This is a genomic window from Neorhizobium galegae (assembly GCF_021391675.1).
GTDB classification, from domain to species: domain Bacteria; phylum Pseudomonadota; class Alphaproteobacteria; order Rhizobiales; family Rhizobiaceae; genus Neorhizobium; species Neorhizobium galegae_B.
In genome coordinates, this window is sequence record NZ_CP090095.1 from 2,409,052 (window position 1) to 2,425,018 (window position 15,967).

A 15,967-nucleotide genomic window follows, 5' to 3' on the forward strand; every position below is an offset into this window, starting at 1 on the left:
TCAGTGCTGCCGCTCGACCAGCTTCGCCAGCTGCTCGATCACCGTGCCCCAACCGTCGAAAAAGCCCAGTTCGTCATGCATCTTACGGTCCTCCGGGCTCTTGTGCATGACATGCGCCAGATATTCTGTGCCCTGCGGATGATCCTTGAAGGTGATGATCGCTGTCATAAACGGCTGTTCGGCCGGCCGCCAGCCGCCTGTCAGCGCATTGGTGAAGACGATCCTCTCCTGGTTGTCGGCGGCCAGAAAGCAGGCACTGAGATGCGGACCGAAATCGCCGCCGTTCTCGCTCATCTGCGTCTCGAAAGCCCCGCCCGGGCGAATGTCCATCGCCGCGACCCTGCAGAGCGCCGGCGCCGGGATCCACCACTGCTCGAAACTCGCCTTGTCCGTCCAGGCATTCCACACAGCCGAGCGCGGCGCCTTGATCAACCGCGAAATGGTGAGGTCGAGATCCGGATTGAACGTCTGCGTCATCTGCCTGTCTCCTGTTTCTGTTCGTGCCGAAGGAATTCCTGTTTCGCCAGAACCAATTGCTCCAGCCTGTCAGTACGGGCTTCCCAGATCGCCCGCTGTTCGGAAAGCCAGTTCTCCAGCATCGCGAACCGTGCCCGCTCCAGCGTGCATGTCCGCACGCGGCCCTGCTTCTGCGTCCGGATCAGGCCGCTCTCCTCCAGGAAACGCACATGTTTCATGAACGAGGGCAGCGCCATGTCGAACGGTTCCGCGAGATCGCTGATGCTGGCCGATCCGTGACCGAGCCGCGCCAGAACCGCCCGCCGGGTCGGATCTGCAAGCGCCTGGAACAGGCCGTCGAGTTCGCTTGAATAGTTTTCCATAGGGCTAAGTATCAAATCAAAATACTTAGCTCAACAGCTAAGTATGATTTTCTCGAAAAAATCTTCGGCATCGACGGAATAAATCCGCCACGCCCGGTGTCTTGACTTCGGTGGCCGATGTGAGGCCGCCATCAACCAGGGAGACGATCCATGAAAACCTTCATCCTCGTGCCTTTCGCACTTGCAGCGCTGACCTCGGTCGCCTTTGCCGCCGGCCCGTTCAAGACCGTCAAGACCTCGACCAAGGGCGAAGTCCTCGTCGGCGAAAAGGGCATGACGCTCTATACCTTCAAGAACGACAAGGCCGGCACCTCCAACTGCTACGACAAATGCGCCGCCAACTGGCCGCCGGTCATGGCCGCTTCCGATGCGAAGGCCGATGGTGCATACTCCATCGTGACCCGCAAGGACGGGGCCAAGCAGTGGGCGAAGGATGGCATGCCGCTCTATTACTGGGTCAAGGACACCAAGGAAGGCGACACCACCGGTGACGGCGTGAACGGCGTGTGGGATGTCGCAAAACCCTGATCAATCCACGTCCGGAACGGCGCGTGAGGCACAGGCTCCCGCGCCGCTTTCCTTCGAGGCGCAGATCCTCGCCCTCCTGCCCTCGCTCAGGCGCTATTCGCGCAGCCTGACGCGCTCGGACACGGAGAGCGAGGACCTGTTGCAGGATTGCGTCGAAAAGGCGCTGGTCAGCCGTGGCCAATGGCGCGGCGCGAATTTCAAATCCTGGACCTACAGGATCATGACCAATCTTCACCTCAACGCGCGCCGGTCGATCGCGCGACGCCCTTCTGTCGGCATAGAGGAGGCGGAGACCTTGGCTGCAAGCACGGTTGTCGACGATCCGCTGGAAAAGAACCGGCTCGTGCAGGCGCTGGAGACGCTGCCGAAGGAGGCACGCGCGGTGCTGATGCTGGTCGTCGTCGAAGGTTACGCCTATCAGGAAGTCGCCGAGATGCTGGACATACCGGTCGGCACGGTGATGTCGCGCCTGTCTCGGGCGCGCCAGGCCTTGCGGGAAAAAATGCGGGAGGAAAACGTCATACCATTGCGGAGACCAAGATGACCGAAGCCAGATCCGTAACCGAAGCGGAACTGCACGCCTATGCCGACGGCTTCCTGGACGAGGCCGACCGCGCCCGTGTGCAGGATTTTCTGGCCGGAAACCCGGACGCCGCACAGATGGTGGCCGACTGGCAGGAGCAGAACGACGAACTGCGCGCCGCCTTCGCCGGTCACGAACGATCGAAACCCACCGATATCCAGCTTCTCACCGGCGGTTTGACGCGCACCAACACACGGCCGTACCGCCGCTTCGCGCTGGCAGCAGCCGCCGTTGTTATCTTCGCAGCCGGCGCGCTCGGCGGCCATTATGGCCCGCTGCTGTTCGAACGCCCGGATATCCAGCTCGCCTATACCGAAATCCTGCCCCGCGAGGCCCGCAACGCCTTCCTCGTTTATGCGAGCGAAGTACGCCACCCGGTCGAAGTCTTCGCCAACGAGGAGACGCATCTCGCCAACTGGCTCGGCAAGCGGCTGTCGATCGCCAATCTCAAGGTTCCGAACCTTCAATCGATGGGCTTCAAGTTGGTCGGCGGCCGCCTCCTGCCGGTCGGCGGTAAGCCCGGCGCCCTGTTCATGTACGAGGACCAGACGGGCCAGCGCCTGACCGTGCTCGTCGGCCGCAACAAGGAAAACCGCACCACCAGTTTTCGGTTCGCCTCCGCCAACACCGTCGAGACCTTTTACTGGATCGACGGCGAGCTCGGATACGCCGTCACCGGCGAAATCTCCCGCGACATGCTGCGCCGGGTCGCAGAGGAATGTTACCGGCAGTTTCCGAGCTGATCTTCAGCGCAGCGGATCGTTGGCAAGCTCGATCGACCGGCCGTGCGGCGTTGCCTCGGCGGCCCGCTGCCAGCTCTGCTGCAGCTTCAGGATCGTCTCACCGTCGGCGATGCCCTTGCCGACGAGCAGGCCGGAAAGCGCCGCCACCCAGCAGTCGAAATAGTCGCTGCCATCCTCCGCCCGGCCGGGCTTGTGAACCTCGCCCGAAAGGGCCTCGGCCCATTCGCTCCAGCTGAACAGCCCGCGCTCGTGCAGATGCACGGTCATCGCGAAGGCTTCCGCCGCCCAGGGCTCCGGAAACACCGGATCACCCTCCGGTGACGTCGGCAATCCGGGCGACTGCACCAAAGCCGACGGCATTTCACACGCGCTCAAGATAGCTCTCCCAGGCATCGATCGAAACCGTCAGCGTCGGATCGGCGCCCTCGCCCCAGATCTCGGCGCCGTCGAACACGACCGTATAGACCCATTGCGGGTTCTCGCCCTTGCCGTGCGCGTTGTCGTCCGGAAACACGTAGGAGCCCTGCACGGCCTCGACCACACCGGTCTTGGCGCGGGCATAACGCGGCAGCCGTGTATGGGTCTCAGGGTTGAAGTTGCGCGTCCGCACCCGGTCTCCCGGTTGAAAACTCGGTTCGCTTTCGACAGGCCGATCGCAGGGCCCGCCCTTGGCAAGCACGCCCGGCACCATGTCCGCCTTCAGGATGCGCTTCGGCACCGCCGGCTCCATCTGCTTGTGGCCCGCATCGATTTCCGCCCTGGTCGCAAAGCCGTGGCGTTCGAGCAGCACTTCCAGCGCCCGTGTCCAGATCTCGTAATAACTCGCACCAAGATACGCCGCCGGCGGAATGTTTTCGCGCGCATGCCGGCTTTCGTCGATCGTCCAGCCACCGAGAGCACCGCCGGACAACGTCAGCCCCAGCGCCCGCTTCTCCCACTCAGCATGAAAATACGGCTCGTCCTTTTCCGGCGCCACCGGCCCGAAGCCCATCTGGCCGCCGAGATCATGAGGCCCGTTCATGGCCGCGGCCCCGCAATCGCCGTGCCGATCATCGCGTCGCGGCTCACGAGGTCGGCAAGCGCCTCCTCGCCGAAACCTTCTGTGCCTTCCGGCCTTTCGGGGATGACCAGATAGCGCAATTCGGCGGTCGAATCCCAGACGCGGATCTTCTTGGTATCCGGCAGGCTCAGGCCGAACTCGGCAAGCACGCCGCGCGGATCGAGGACCGCGCGCGAGCGATAGGCCGGTGCCTTGTACCAGACCGGCGGCAGGCCGAGTACCGCCCAGGGGTAACAGGAGCATAGCGTGCAGACGACCAGATTATGGGTATCGGGCGTGTTGAACACCACCCGCATATGCTCGCCCTGCCGGCCCGTATAACCGAGGCTCGCGATCGCCGCGGTCGCATCGGTTCTCAGCCATTCGGCGAAATCCGGATCGCTCCAGGCTTTGGCGACCACCCGGGCGCCGTTGCGGGGGCCGATCTTCGTCTCATAGGTCTCGACGATCGCATCGATCGCCTTCGGATCGATCAACCCCTTTTCGGTCAGCACGGTTTCGAGCGCTTTTACGCGCGCCTGCATGTCGCTGTAGCGGTTGTCGTGATCGTGGTCATGGCCGTGCTGGTGGTCATGCCCATGGTCGTGATCGTGGTGATGATGTGTAGACATGGTTGTCTCCCTCACTTCAACATCGGCCAGAGGCTTGCGACAAGCAAGAGCGCCATGGTGATGTTGAACCATTTCAGCCGCGCCGGCACCGACAACCATTCGCGCAACGCCGAACCGAAGCCGGCCCAGGTCGAAACGCTCGGCACGTTGACGGCGGCGAACGCCAGACCCACGAGCATAACGGTCGGCAGGTAATATTCCGGGTTCGTATAGGTCGCCATGGCCGTGACCGCCATGACCCAGGCCTTCGGATTGACCCATTGAAAGGCCGCCGCGCCAATAAATGTCATCGGCTGCGCTCCGGTCTTGCCGTCCGACAGGCTGCGCGACGTGCCGATCTTCCAGGCGACCCAGAGCAGATAGGCGCCGCCGGCGAATTTGAGTGCCGTATAGACGACCGGCACCGAATGCAGCAGTGCGCCGAGGCCGAGGCCGACCGCGATCAGCAGCGACAGAAAACCGGCGCCGATGCCGAGCATATGGGGAATGGTCCGCGTAAAGCCGAAGTTCACGCCCGACGCGAACAGCATCATGTTGTTCGGCCCCGGCGTGATCGAAGTCGTGAAGGCGAACAGGACGAGGGCCAGAAAGGTTTCCAGCGACATATTTTCTCCTAGCGCCAATCCGCCCCGGCTGTCTCGGCCATCTCGTTTCGCGGATGGCCTGTCTTTTCGTGATAAGATCGTTGGACATGATCTTCAAGCGGAACTTGGCAGCTTCAATCGAAGCCATATCTGAGTAGGATGGACTTCTCCAGACGCGACAGATCGAGGCCCGCTATGTCCGATATCCCGACAGTCACCCTGCCCTCCGGCATTTCGGTCCCGGCTCTCGGCCTCGGCACCTGGCAGATGGGCGAGGACGGCCGCAAGGCCGCGGTAGAGATCGAGAGCCTGAAGCGCGGCCTCGATCTCGGCATGACGCTGATCGACACGGCGGAAATGTATGGCGAGGGCGGCGCCGAAAAAATCACCGCGGAAGCGATCGCCGGCCGCCGGGATCAGGTGTTTCTCGTCAGCAAGGTCTATCCCTGGAATGCCAGCCGCAAGGGTGTCGTCGAGGCCTGCGAGCGCAGCCTCGACCGGCTGAAGACCGACCGCCTCGACCTCTATCTCCTGCATTGGCGCGGCGAACATCCGCTGACTGAGACCGTCGCCGGCTTCGAGGAGCTGTGCCGGGCCGGCAAGATCGGCGCCTGGGGAGTCTCCAATTTCGATCTCGACGACATGCAGGAACTGATGGAGGTGCCGGATGGCGGAAACTGCGCCGCCAACCAGGTCCTCTACAATCTCTCCCGCCGCGGCATCGAATACGATCTTCTGCCCTGGTGCCAGGAGCGCGGCATTCCGGTCATGGCCTATTCGCCGATCGAACAGGGTCGGCTTGCCAGAAGCGGCGAACTGATCCGCATCGCCAAGGCCTATCAGGCGACGCCGGCACAGGTGGCGCTCGCCTTTCTGCTGGAGCGCGACGGCGTCATCGCCATCCCGAAATCCGCCAATCCTGACCGCGTCGCGGAAAATTCCGAGGCGGTCGATCTGGATCTCAGCGAGGCGGACTGGACGGCGCTCGACACCGCCTTCCCGCCGCCGTCGCGCAAGGCGCCGCTTGAGATGATCTAGTCGAGATCGGGCGTCCGGCGCTTCGCCGTCAGCGTGCCGAATGCCGGCAAGATATCGATCTCCGCCAGACCCGTTACATCCCCTGCGGACCGCGGTTCATCGCCGCGATCCCGGTGCGGCACACCTCAACCAGCCCGAGCGGCTTCATGATCGCCACGAACTGGTCGATCTTCGAGGATTTCCCGGTGATTTCCAGGATGAAATGCTCGACCGTCGCGTCCACCACCTTGGCGTGGAAGGCATCCGCGAGCCGCAGCGTCTCGGCGCGGTGGTCGCCCTGGCCAACAACCTTGACCAGCGCCACCTCACGCTCGATCGGCCGTTCCTGGCCGAGCACGTGGGCGCGAACCGTCAGGTCGACGACCCGGTGCACCGGTACGATGCGTTCGAGCTGTGCCTTGATCTGTTCGAGCACCGTCGGCGTGCCGCGCGTCACGATGGTAATGCGGGATAGGTGAGCTTCGTGTTCCGTTTCCGAAACCGTCAGGCTCTCGATATTGTAGCCGCGACCGGAAAACAGGCCGATCACCCGGGCGAGCACGCCGGGTTCGTTGGCGACGAGAACCGAAAGCGTATGGCTTTCGGCCTTCGCCGTCTCAGGCGCGATGAAATAGGCAGAGCCGGTCGGTTGATGATGCGCATTCATGATCTTAGGTCCATTTCCTCAGAATTTTGTTGAAGGATGTGCCGCCCGTCTCAGACGAGCTGGCGACCTTTGGCATCGATGGCATTGGCAACCGCTTCGTCGGTGGCTTCGTCCGGCAGCAGCATCTCGTTATGCGCCTTGCCTGAGGGGATCATCGGGAAGCAGTTGGCGAGATTGGCGACGCGGCAATCGAAGATCACCGGCTTCTTGACCGCGATCATCTCCTCGATCTTGCCGTCGAGCTCCTTCGGATCGTCGCAATACATGCCGACGGCGCCATACGCTTCCGCCAGCTTCACGAAATCCGGCATCGCTTCCGTATAGGAGTTCGACAGGCGGTTGCCGTGCAACAGCTGCTGCCACTGGCGGACCATGCCCATGTACTGATTGTTCAGGATGAAGATCTTGACCGGCAGGTTATGCTGGATGGCGCAGGACATTTCCTGGATGCACATCTGGATCGAGGCGTCGCCGGCAACGTCGATGACGAGGGCGTCCGGATGCGCGACCTGAACGCCGATCGCCGCCGGCAGGCCGTAGCCCATGGTGCCGAGGCCACCCGACGTCATCCAGCGGTTCGGTTCCTCGAACTCGAGGAACTGCGCCGCCCACATCTGGTGCTGGCCGACCTCCGTGGTGATGTAGGTATCGTGTCCCCTGGTCGCCTCGAACAGACGCTGCAGCGCATACTGTGGCATGATGACGTCGTTGGAATGCTTGTAGGAAAAGCTCTTGCGAGCCCGCCAGCGGTTGATCTGGCTCCACCATTCCTCGGTCTGCGCCTTGGCCGGCTTTTTCGGCAGCGCACGCCACAGGCGGACCATGTCTTCGAGAACGCTGCCGACATCACCGAGGATCGGGATGTCCACATGCACGTTCTTGTTGATCGAGGACGGGTCGATATCGATATGGACCTTGCGCGAATTCGGTGAGAAGGCGTTGAGGCGGCCGGTAATGCGGTCGTCGAAACGGGCGCCGATGCAGACCATGACGTCGCAGTCGTGCATCGCCATGTTCGCCTCGTAGGAGCCGTGCATGCCGAGCATGCCGAGCCAGTTCTTGCCCGACGCCGGATAGGTGCCGAGGCCCATCAGCGTCGAGGTGATCGGGAAATTGGTGAGCTCGACCAGCTCGCGCAGCAGCCGCGAGGCTTCCGGGCCGGAATTGACGACGCCGCCGCCGGTATAGAAGACCGGCCGGCGCGCCGAGGCCATCAGCTCGATGGCCGCCTGGATGGCGTTGATGTCGCCCTGGGTGCGCGGCTGATAGCTGGTGTTCTGGGCGATCTCAGGCTTCGGCGTATAGGTGCCGGTGGCAAACTGGATGTCCTTCGGGATGTCGACGACGACCGGACCCGGCCGGCCGGTCTGGGCGATGCGGAAGGCCTCGTGGATGACGCCGGCGAGCGCGTTGACGTCCTTGACCAGCCAGTTGTGCTTGGTGCAGGGCCGGGTAATGCCGACGGTATCGCATTCCTGGAAGGCATCCGAGCCGATCAGCGTCGTCGGAACCTGGCCGGACAGGCAGACCAGCGGGACCGAATCCATCAGCGCATCCTGCAGCGGGGTGACGGCATTGGTGGCGCCTGGACCGGACGTCACCAGCATCACGCCGACCTTGCCGGTGGAGCGGGCATAGCCTTCGGCCGCATGGCCGGCGCCCTGCTCGTGGCGCACGAGAATGTGCTTGATGTCGTCCTGCTGGAAGATCTCGTCATAGATCGGCAGGACGGCGCCGCCCGGATATCCGAAGATATGCTCGACGCCATTGTCCTTCAGAGCCTTCAGGACAATCTCCGCGCCAGTCATCTGGTTATCTGGCATCTGGTTATCTGGCATCTGATTGTTCGTATCCGTCATTGTCTTGGTCCATTCGCTGCTGGATTTTTACCGGCGGCTCCTCCGAGCCGGATTGAAGGCATAAAAAAAGGCCCCCTTGAGGAGCCTGTCTTTCCGCGCATGGGTGGCTGTCGCCGGATGGTTACACCATCCTGCCCATGCGCGTTCCCACCACAATAAGAGCGATCGAAATCTTCATGGCGCGAAGTGTTAGCCAGATAAATGTCGCTCGTCAACGTGGGCATGCACCAAAAATCCTCATCTGTCTGATTTTGCTGCTCCGTTTCCACGCATTCAGCCGCGCGCTTTCCTACACGAGTTGTTAAGGCCGGCACAATATAGTCCTCCTGCTTGGAGAGTAGCGACCCGACGGACGAGCCGCAACCTGATCCGCCACCCCCAATGATAGGGGCCAGAGTTTGTTAAACAACGATCTGCACCGTTCCGCGTCTGCAGGAGAGCAGGATCGTCGCGACGTCCAGAAGCCCGGCAACCGCATGCTTGGGCGCGTCGTCGCCTGCAACGGCTCGCATGCCACCATTTCCGCCGTTGCCGAACACGGCGAGACCGATCTTACCGAGCTCTGGTCCGTCGGCCGGCTGATCTCCATCAGCGTCGGCGAAAACCGTGTCGTGGCACTTGCCTATGCGATGCAGACCGGCGGCAAGGAATGGAGTGAAAACGGCAATACCGGTTTCCACATCGAGGCCGAACTGCTCGGCGAGGTGCGCAAGGGCCCCGATGGTCGCGACGAGTTCACTGGCGGCATCTCCTGTTATCCCTATCTCGGCGCCGTGGCGCACCGCATTCGTGCCGCCGACCTTTCCCGCATTTATGATACCGGCAAGAACGAGACCTGCGTGGTCGGCAAGCTGACCCAGGACGACACAATCGACGCGACGATCCATATTCCGTCGATGCTGTCGAAACACTTTGCCATCGTCGGCTCGACAGGCGTCGGCAAATCGACTGCCGTCTCCCTGCTCCTCCACAAGGCGATCGAGACCGACCCGAAGCTGCGCGTCCTCATTCTGGATCCGCACAACGAATTTGCCGCAGCCTTTCCCGATCACGCGGTCGTCATCGATACCGAAACGCTCGACCTGCCCTTCTGGCTGATGCGGCTCGAAGAGTTTTCCGAAGTGGTTTTTCGCGGTCGTCCGGCCGTGGCGGAAGAACTGGACATCCTGCGCGACCTCATCCCGGAGGCGAAACGCGCCTTCCGCGGCAATGAAACGTCGCTGATGCGCCGCTCGACCGAAAAGAGCTCGGTCACCGCCGACACGCCGGTTCCATACCGCATGGCGGACCTTCTGGCGCTGATCGACGAACGTATCGGCCGCCTGGAAGGCCGCGGCGAAAAACCGTTCCTGCGGTCGCTCAAGATGCGCATCCTGTCGGCGATCAACGATCCGCGCTATCACTTCATGTTCTCCAACAATACGATCAATGACACGATCATGGAGACGATCGCCTATATCTTCCGGATTCCAGGTGGAGACCGGCCGATCTCGACCTTCCAGCTCGCCGGCATCCCATCGGAAGTCGTCAATTCCATCGCCTCGGTCCTCTGCCGCATGGCGTTCGAGCTTGCGCTCTGGAGCAATGGCGCCGTCCACATGCTCGTCGTCTGCGAAGAAGCGCACCGCTATGTGCCGGCCGACCGGGAACTCGGTTTCTTCCCGACAAGGCAGGCCATCTCGCGGATCGCCAAGGAAGGCCGCAAATACGGCGTCTCGCTCGGCGTCATCACCCAGCGCCCGGGCGAACTCGACCAGACGATCCTGTCGCAATGTTCGACGGTGTTCGCGATGCGACTGTCCAACGACCGCGACCAGGAAATCATCAAGTCGGCGATCCCGAATTCGTCGATCTCGACGACCAGCTTTCTGTCGTCGATCGGCAATGGCGAAGCGATCGCCTTCGGCGAGGCGATTTCCGTGCCGATGCGCATGCGGTTTGCCCGCGTCGAGGAAAAATACCTGCCCAAGGCCAACGGCGTCGCCGACAAAGGCACGGAGGATACGCCGGATACGGTCGATCTGCGCACCGTGATCGCCCGCATGCGCGCCGTCAGCGGCCCGGATATTTCCGCCTTCCAGCAAAGCTATGCCACGACGACGGCGCCCTTCCCGGAAGGCGCTCCCGATGCCGAGCAGGACGCGGATGACGATTTCCCACCGGCAGGCGAAGCCGAACTCGATCGCTGGAACCGGGAGATCCGCTCGACGGGCCATGTGACGGTCAATCCGACACCGCCCATGGCAGGCAACCCGCAGCTGGAACCCTACCGGCCGGAAATGCTGCCGCGCGCGGCCGCGCCGGAACAACCCTCGGCGCCGCGCCCCGACCGTTTCGCAGAACTGCGCCGCGAACGTCCGCCTGAGCCTTCGTCCTACCAGCCCGCGCCTCCGGCGTTCCAGCGTCCACCTGCGCCCGAAGGCGCGCCGCGCCCGAACCCGCTGCTCCGGCGCGAAGGATCGCTGCGCGAGAGCCTGCTGAAAAAACCGCTGAGCAGCCTTTACGACAAGGATTGAGCAGGCCTCAGGCCAGCCGCTCCCAGCTTTCGTCCATCTGGTTGCGAAACCAGGTCATCTGCCGCTTGGCATATTGGCGGGTCAATGCCGAGCCGCGTTCGATAACCTCTTCCCGGCTCATGCGGTTTTCCCGCATCTCGGCGATCTGCGCCACACCGATCGCCTTCATGACAGGCAGGTCGGGTGCGGGACCGAGCGCCAGCAGCGCCCTCACCTCATCCACGGCGCCACTCTCCAGCATCGTCTCGAAACGGCGGTCGATCCGTTCGTGCAGCAGCTTTCTGTCCGGCAGGACGACAAGCTTCTTCGCCCTCGAAGGATCGATCACCATCGGCCCCTGCCTGCCCTGAAACTCGGCGATGGAGCGACCGGTCTCCGCCAGGACCTCCAGCGCTCTCACGATCCGCTGCCCGTCCTTCGGCTCCAGGCTCGCCGCCACCGCCGCATCGCGTGCCGAAAGCTCCGCATGCAGCGCCTCCGGTCCTTCCTCCTTGAGACGCAGCCGAACCTCGCAGCGGATCTCCTGCGAGATTTCCGGCATATCGGACAGGCCGCCGGTCAGCGCCTTGAAATAAAGCCCGGTGCCGCCGACGAAGACCGGCAGCCGGCCCTCGCGCGCCAGTTCCGGCAGAAGCGCCGCCACGTCGCGCAGCCACTCGCCGGTCGAATAGGCGCGCGTCGCCGGCACATGCCCGTAGAGCAGGTGCGGCACGCCGTCCATCTCGTCCTCGGCCGGTCGCGCCGTCAGGACCCGCAGCGTGTCGTAGACCTGCATGCTGTCGGCATTGATCACCACGCCGTTTGTCTCGCGCGCCAGGCGCAATGCAAGCGCCGACTTGCCGCTGGCCGTCGGCCCGGTTATCAGGATCGCATCAAAATTCTCGATAAGGTCGCTCATATGGCTTTCGTTGCCACGCTCATTGCCCATCCGTCAAACCCAGTTCTCACGCAAAAGCTCGGAGAACAAGCGGCGGAGGCAGTGAAAGCCTCGGGCCTCTACTGGCTGGGGGATGGGATCGCCTGCGATATCGCGCTGCGCGACGGCTCCGATATCGAAGCGGTCGAGGCCGATCTGAGGGCCGTCATCGGTAGCGCCCCGATCGATCTCGTCATTCAGGACGCGGATAGGCGCCGGAAAAAATTCCTGATAGCCGATATGGATTCGACCATGATCGGCCAGGAATGCATCGACGAGCTTGCCGATGTCGTCGGGCTGAAGGACAAGGTCGCGACGATCACCGCCCGCGCCATGAACGGCGAGATCGCCTTCGAACCCGCCCTTCGCGAACGCGTCGCACTCTTGAAAGGCCTGCCGATCACCGTCGTCGATGACGTCATCGCCAAGCGCATCACGCTGACATCGGGCGGACCGGAACTGATCGCCACCATGAAGGCCAGGGGGCATTACGCCGCCCTCGTATCCGGCGGCTTCACCGTCTTCACCAGCCGCATCGCCGCAACCCTAGGTTTCGACGAAAACCGCGCCAACATCCTCCTCGAAAATGATGGCATCCTCACCGGCGAAGTCGCCGAACCCATTCTCGGCAAACAGGCCAAGGTGGACGCGCTTCTCGCCATCACCGAAAAACTCGGCATTTCGCCGGAAGACACGATCGCCGTCGGCGACGGCGCCAACGATCTCGGCATGCTCGGCGTCGCCGGCTCCGGCGTCGCCCTGCACGCCAAACCGACCGTCGCCGCCCAGGCCAAGATGCGCATCGACCACGGCGACCTGACCGCCCTCCTCTACATCCAGGGCTATCGCAAGACGGATTTCGTGACGGCCTGATTGCAACCCTTGCGATTGACGGATTGCCGCTCGCATCGCATCATACGCATTGAAGATCATTGCAAAAATGGTATATTCAATGCATTGGAAGATGGAGTTTTTGAACGATCGCGTCAGGATCGAACTCGAGGCGTTTCCCACCGATATTGTTGCCAGCTTTCTTCGCATCGTAAAGCTGATCGAGCTGGAAGGACCCGCCAAGGTACACGAACCCTATGTGAAGCACCTTGAGGGGCCGATCTGGGAAATGCGGATGCGCGGTCGCGACGGAATAGCCCGGGCAGCTTATGTGACGGCCTCAGGTCATCGGATCGTGGTTTTGCATGTCTTCCGGAAGAAGACGCAGAAAACGCCCAGACGCGACATCGAGATTGCACTGAGACGGGCAAAGGATGTGAGATGACCAAGAAAAGCCTTCTGGTAAGCGAAGCCGCCAAGGAATGGTTCAAAGACCCTGAGTTTGTCGCAGCCTATGATGCGCTCGAAGAGGAATTCGCTCTCGCGGAAGCCCTGATCAAGGCCCGCGCGCAGGCTTCCATGACGCAGGAAGACGTCGCCAAGGCCATGGGCACGACGCAGGCCGCCATCGCGCGGCTGGAAAGCGGCCGTTCCATGCCCTCCACGCGCACCCTTCAACGTTTTGCCGATGCCACCGGCACCAAACTGCGCATCAGCTTCGAGAAGCCGAAATCCTCCTCGCCGGCATCGTAAAACAATGCTCTATACCGTACCCCCACGGATCATCCTCGAAACCGAACGCCTGCGCCTCAGAAGCTGGATCGACAGCGATCGCGATCTCTTCCGCGAGATCAATTCCGACCCGAAGGTGATGGAATTTTTCCCGTTCCGCCGCACTTACGAGGAGGCCGACACCTTTCTCGCAAAGCTCAACGATGCGATCACCGAAACCGGGCTCGGCTTTTACGCGCTGGAACTGAAGGAAACGCAGGAGCCCATGGGTTTCTGCGGCCTGTCGCTCGCCAACATGCCGGATACCTTTCCGCTGGAAACGGTGGAGGTCGGCTGGCGGCTGGCGACCCGGTTCTGGGGAAACGGCTATGTCACGGAGGCAGCCCGCGCGCTGCTCGACTTCGCCTTCGGCGAAAAGCACCTCGATGCAGTCGTGTCTTTCGCGGTCGGTGAAAACAGGCGATCGACCGCCGTGATGAAGCGGCTCGGCCTGCATCGGATCACCGGCATGGATTTCGATCACCCGCGGGTGCCGGATACGCACCCGCATCTGAAACCGCATGTGGTCTATGCGATCACCCGCGATGAATGGCAGCGCCAGAGAGCGGTCGCGGGACGCACCCGCTGACCGCCCCCTGCCCTTGAGCTTACTCCAGCGGCAGCGCCACGAAACGCAGGTTTCCGGAAGGATCCGAGACCATCACATGCGCGTTGCGGCGGCCTTCTGACTTCAGGACGGCGATCCGCTTGACGACGTCGGCCGGGCTTTCGACGAAATCCTGGGCCACCTCGACCACCACTTCGCCGACCTTCAGCCCCTTCTGCGCGGCGGGCGAATTCGGCGCAACGGCGGTGATCAGCACCCCCTCGACGCTTTCGACAATGCTGAAACTCTTGCGGCGGTCCTCGTCCAGCACGGCGAGCGTCATGCCGAAGGCTGCGGCGGGGTCCTGGCTGAGCTCGCCCTTCTGGTCGCCGGGCGCATTGTTGTTCGGCGTCTTGTTCTCACCCTGGCCTTCCGGCAGGGCCGGCTGGTCGTCTTCCTCCTCCGGATCGGCGCTATCCTCCAGGCGACCGAGCGTTACCTTGACGGTCTGCTGCTTGCCGTCGCGCAGGATCACCACGTCGACTTCCTTGTTGACCGGGCTTTCCGCAACGATGCGCGGCAGGTCGCGCATCTCGTTGACGGACTGGCCGTCGAAGGTGAGGATCACGTCGCCGGCCTTGATCTCGCCGTTCTTGATCGGCCCGCCATTGACGACGCCGGATACCAGCGCGCCGCGCGCCCGGTCGAGGCCGAGGCTTGCCGCCACGTCGTCGGTGACCGGCTGGATGCGCACGCCGAGCCAGCCGCGGCGCGTCTCGCCGAATTCGGTGAGCTGGTGCACGACGTTTTCAGCGAGCTCCGTCGGTACGGCGAAACCGATACCGATCGAACCGCCCGACGGCGAAATGATCGCGGTATTGATGCCGATCACCTCGCCGCGCATGTTGAACAGCGGGCCACCGGAATTGCCCTTGTTGATCGCCGCATCCGTCTGGATGAAGTTGTCATAGGGGCCGGCGTTGATGTTGCGGCCGCGGGCCGAGATGATGCCCAACGTCACGGATCCGCCGAGGCCGAACGGGTTGCCGATCGCCATCACCCAGTCGCCGATCCGCATGCGGCGGGAATCGCCGAAGCGCACGGCCTTGAGCGGCGCCTTGGGCTCGACCTTCAGGACCGACAGGTCGGTCTTGGTGTCGGTGCCGACCAGCTTGGCCTTGAGCTTCGAGCCGTTCGGGAAAATCACCTCGATGTCGTCGGCGCCTTCGATGACGTGGTTGTTGGTGACCACGTAGCCGGAGGGATCGATCACGAAGCCGGAGCCGAGCGAAGAAACCTTCTGGTTGCCGTTCTGGCTGCCCTGGCCATCGAAGAAGTCCTCGAAAAACTCCTGGAATGGCGAGCCTTCCTGGATCTGCGGCTGCGGGCCGGCTCCCTGGTCCTTGACGCTCTGGGAGGTGGAGATGTTGACGACGGCATCGAGCAGGCCCTCGGCGAGATCGGCGATCGATCCCGGGCCGCCGCCTGCCATGGGCCCCGGAGCCGGAGGCGGATTGATGGTCGGAGACGGTGTCGGCGGAGCGGGCAGCATGGCTCCCGGAGAACCGGCGGCTGGCGGATTGGCGTTCTGCCCCGGAGCGGCAGGCACCGCGGTCTGGGCAATCGCCTGCAAGGGCGCCGCCAGCAGGGCAAACGTTGCCGCAAGCGTGACGGTGAGCTTGAAGGTCGATCGAACCGAATGAGCCATCTGGCATCCTCGCTGTTGGATTGTCCGCATCACCCCGGAAAAGCGGTACTCGACCCGGGCCGGCCATAGGAGCCTTTGAATCGGGCGGAGTTTCGGCAGAGCATAAGGCGGAATGACGACGGTGGAAATTACCTTTTCGTGAGGATTGCACCCTCTGCCGATCACGCCTGTGGATGGTCTTGTCATG

At 62.8% G+C, this 15,967-nt stretch carries 19 protein-coding genes; 9 read left to right on the forward strand and 10 right to left on the reverse strand.

Annotation, left to right across the window (positions count from 1 at the left end):
- Positions 1 to 477, reverse strand: a complete 477-nt coding sequence (locus tag LZK81_RS12060) for an SRPBCC family protein (protein WP_233953437.1) — start codon at positions 475 to 477, stop codon at positions 1 to 3.
- Positions 474 to 839: an ArsR/SmtB family transcription factor gene (locus tag LZK81_RS12065; protein WP_046608766.1), complete on the reverse strand. Its 366-nt coding sequence runs from the start codon at positions 837 to 839 to the stop codon at positions 474 to 476. The genes LZK81_RS12060 and LZK81_RS12065 overlap by 4 nt, the downstream gene beginning before the upstream one ends.
- 150 nt (positions 840 to 989) lie before the next feature.
- Here LZK81_RS12065 and LZK81_RS12070 point away from each other — a divergent pair, with 150 nt between their 5' ends.
- The 3 genes from LZK81_RS12070 to LZK81_RS12080 are packed head-to-tail and all read left to right on the forward strand — an operon-like array spanning position 990 to position 2,693.
- Positions 990 to 1,367 carry a lipoprotein gene (locus LZK81_RS12070; protein WP_046606964.1) on the forward strand — a complete coding sequence of 126 codons (378 nt, stop codon included), beginning with the start codon at positions 990 to 992 and terminating at the stop codon, positions 1,365 to 1,367.
- The gene (locus tag LZK81_RS12075) at positions 1,351 to 1,911 is read left to right on the forward strand and encodes an RNA polymerase sigma factor (RefSeq protein ID WP_046608765.1); all 561 of its coding nucleotides are present in this window, start codon (positions 1,351 to 1,353) and stop codon (positions 1,909 to 1,911) included. Before LZK81_RS12070 ends, LZK81_RS12075 begins: the two co-directional genes overlap by 17 nt.
- The gene (locus tag LZK81_RS12080) at positions 1,908 to 2,693 is read left to right on the forward strand and encodes an anti-sigma factor family protein (RefSeq protein ID WP_233953438.1); all 786 of its coding nucleotides are present in this window, start codon (positions 1,908 to 1,910) and stop codon (positions 2,691 to 2,693) included. The genes LZK81_RS12075 and LZK81_RS12080 overlap by 4 nt, the downstream gene beginning before the upstream one ends.
- Positions 2,694 to 2,696: 3 nt before the next feature.
- Here the strand turns inward: LZK81_RS12080 and LZK81_RS12085 are convergent, their stop codons facing one another.
- Genes LZK81_RS12085 through LZK81_RS12100 form a run of 4 tightly spaced genes read right to left on the reverse strand, consistent with a single transcriptional unit; the run spans position 2,697 to position 4,969 of the window.
- Positions 2,697 to 3,068 carry a nitrile hydratase accessory protein gene (locus tag LZK81_RS12085; RefSeq protein ID WP_233953439.1) on the reverse strand — a complete coding sequence of 124 codons (372 nt, stop codon included), beginning with the start codon at positions 3,066 to 3,068 and terminating at the stop codon, positions 2,697 to 2,699.
- A complete protein-coding gene (gene nthB, locus LZK81_RS12090) occupies positions 3,055 to 3,714 on the reverse strand; it encodes a nitrile hydratase subunit beta (protein WP_233953440.1) in 660 nt (219 codons plus the stop codon). Before nthB ends, LZK81_RS12085 begins: the two co-directional genes overlap by 14 nt.
- Entirely contained in the window at positions 3,711 to 4,364 is a 654-nt protein-coding gene (nthA, locus tag LZK81_RS12095) for a nitrile hydratase subunit alpha (protein WP_233953441.1), read from the reverse strand. The genes nthB and nthA overlap by 4 nt, the downstream gene beginning before the upstream one ends.
- Positions 4,365 to 4,375: 11 nt before the next feature.
- Positions 4,376 to 4,969 carry a LysE family translocator gene (locus LZK81_RS12100; RefSeq protein WP_046608760.1) on the reverse strand — a complete coding sequence of 198 codons (594 nt, stop codon included), beginning with the start codon at positions 4,967 to 4,969 and terminating at the stop codon, positions 4,376 to 4,378.
- Positions 4,970 to 5,143: 174 nt separating this feature from the next.
- On the opposite strand from LZK81_RS12100, the gene LZK81_RS12105 reads away from it, so the two are divergent.
- Entirely contained in the window at positions 5,144 to 5,986 is an 843-nt protein-coding gene (locus LZK81_RS12105) for an aldo/keto reductase (RefSeq protein WP_046608759.1), read from the forward strand.
- 73 nt (positions 5,987 to 6,059) lie between these two features.
- On the opposite strand, the gene ilvN is transcribed toward LZK81_RS12105, so the two are convergent.
- Both ilvN and LZK81_RS12115 read right to left on the reverse strand, forming a co-directional pair.
- On the reverse strand, positions 6,060 to 6,632 hold the full coding sequence (gene ilvN, locus LZK81_RS12110; RefSeq protein ID WP_046608758.1) for an acetolactate synthase small subunit: 573 nt from the start codon (positions 6,630 to 6,632) through the stop codon (positions 6,060 to 6,062).
- Between the two features lie 50 nt (positions 6,633 to 6,682).
- Positions 6,683 to 8,440 carry an acetolactate synthase 3 large subunit gene (locus tag LZK81_RS12115; RefSeq protein ID WP_233956534.1) on the reverse strand — a complete coding sequence of 586 codons (1,758 nt, stop codon included), beginning with the start codon at positions 8,438 to 8,440 and terminating at the stop codon, positions 6,683 to 6,685.
- Positions 8,441 to 8,889: 449 nt separating this feature from the next.
- Here LZK81_RS12115 and LZK81_RS12120 point away from each other — a divergent pair, with 449 nt between their 5' ends.
- A complete protein-coding gene (locus tag LZK81_RS12120; protein ID WP_233953442.1) occupies positions 8,890 to 11,007 on the forward strand; it encodes an ATP-binding protein in 2,118 nt (705 codons plus the stop codon).
- 7 nt (positions 11,008 to 11,014) lie between these two features.
- Here the strand turns inward: LZK81_RS12120 and miaA are convergent, their stop codons facing one another.
- On the reverse strand, positions 11,015 to 11,905 hold the full coding sequence (miaA, locus tag LZK81_RS12125; protein ID WP_046627540.1) for a tRNA (adenosine(37)-N6)-dimethylallyltransferase MiaA: 891 nt from the start codon (positions 11,903 to 11,905) through the stop codon (positions 11,015 to 11,017).
- Between miaA and serB the strand changes: the two genes are divergently transcribed.
- From serB to LZK81_RS12145, 4 genes are read left to right on the forward strand one after another with little or no spacing between them, the layout of a single operon-like run.
- Positions 11,906 to 12,796, forward strand: a complete 891-nt coding sequence (gene serB, locus LZK81_RS12130) for a phosphoserine phosphatase SerB (RefSeq protein ID WP_233953443.1) — start codon at positions 11,906 to 11,908, stop codon at positions 12,794 to 12,796. It abuts the gene before it with no gap.
- A gap of 49 nt (positions 12,797 to 12,845) precedes the next feature.
- Positions 12,846 to 13,199 carry a type II toxin-antitoxin system RelE/ParE family toxin gene (locus LZK81_RS12135; protein WP_233953444.1) on the forward strand — a complete coding sequence of 118 codons (354 nt, stop codon included), beginning with the start codon at positions 12,846 to 12,848 and terminating at the stop codon, positions 13,197 to 13,199.
- On the forward strand, positions 13,196 to 13,507 hold the full coding sequence (locus LZK81_RS12140; RefSeq protein WP_046608754.1) for a helix-turn-helix domain-containing protein: 312 nt from the start codon (positions 13,196 to 13,198) through the stop codon (positions 13,505 to 13,507). Before LZK81_RS12135 ends, LZK81_RS12140 begins: the two co-directional genes overlap by 4 nt.
- A gap of 4 nt (positions 13,508 to 13,511) precedes the next feature.
- Positions 13,512 to 14,114 carry a GNAT family N-acetyltransferase gene (locus tag LZK81_RS12145; protein ID WP_233953445.1) on the forward strand — a complete coding sequence of 201 codons (603 nt, stop codon included), beginning with the start codon at positions 13,512 to 13,514 and terminating at the stop codon, positions 14,112 to 14,114.
- 19 nt (positions 14,115 to 14,133) lie between these two features.
- Here LZK81_RS12145 and LZK81_RS12150 read toward each other — a convergent pair whose 3' ends face one another.
- Positions 14,134 to 15,780 carry a Do family serine endopeptidase gene (locus tag LZK81_RS12150; protein ID WP_233953446.1) on the reverse strand — a complete coding sequence of 549 codons (1,647 nt, stop codon included), beginning with the start codon at positions 15,778 to 15,780 and terminating at the stop codon, positions 14,134 to 14,136.
- Between the last annotated feature and the right edge of the window lie 187 nt (positions 15,781 to 15,967).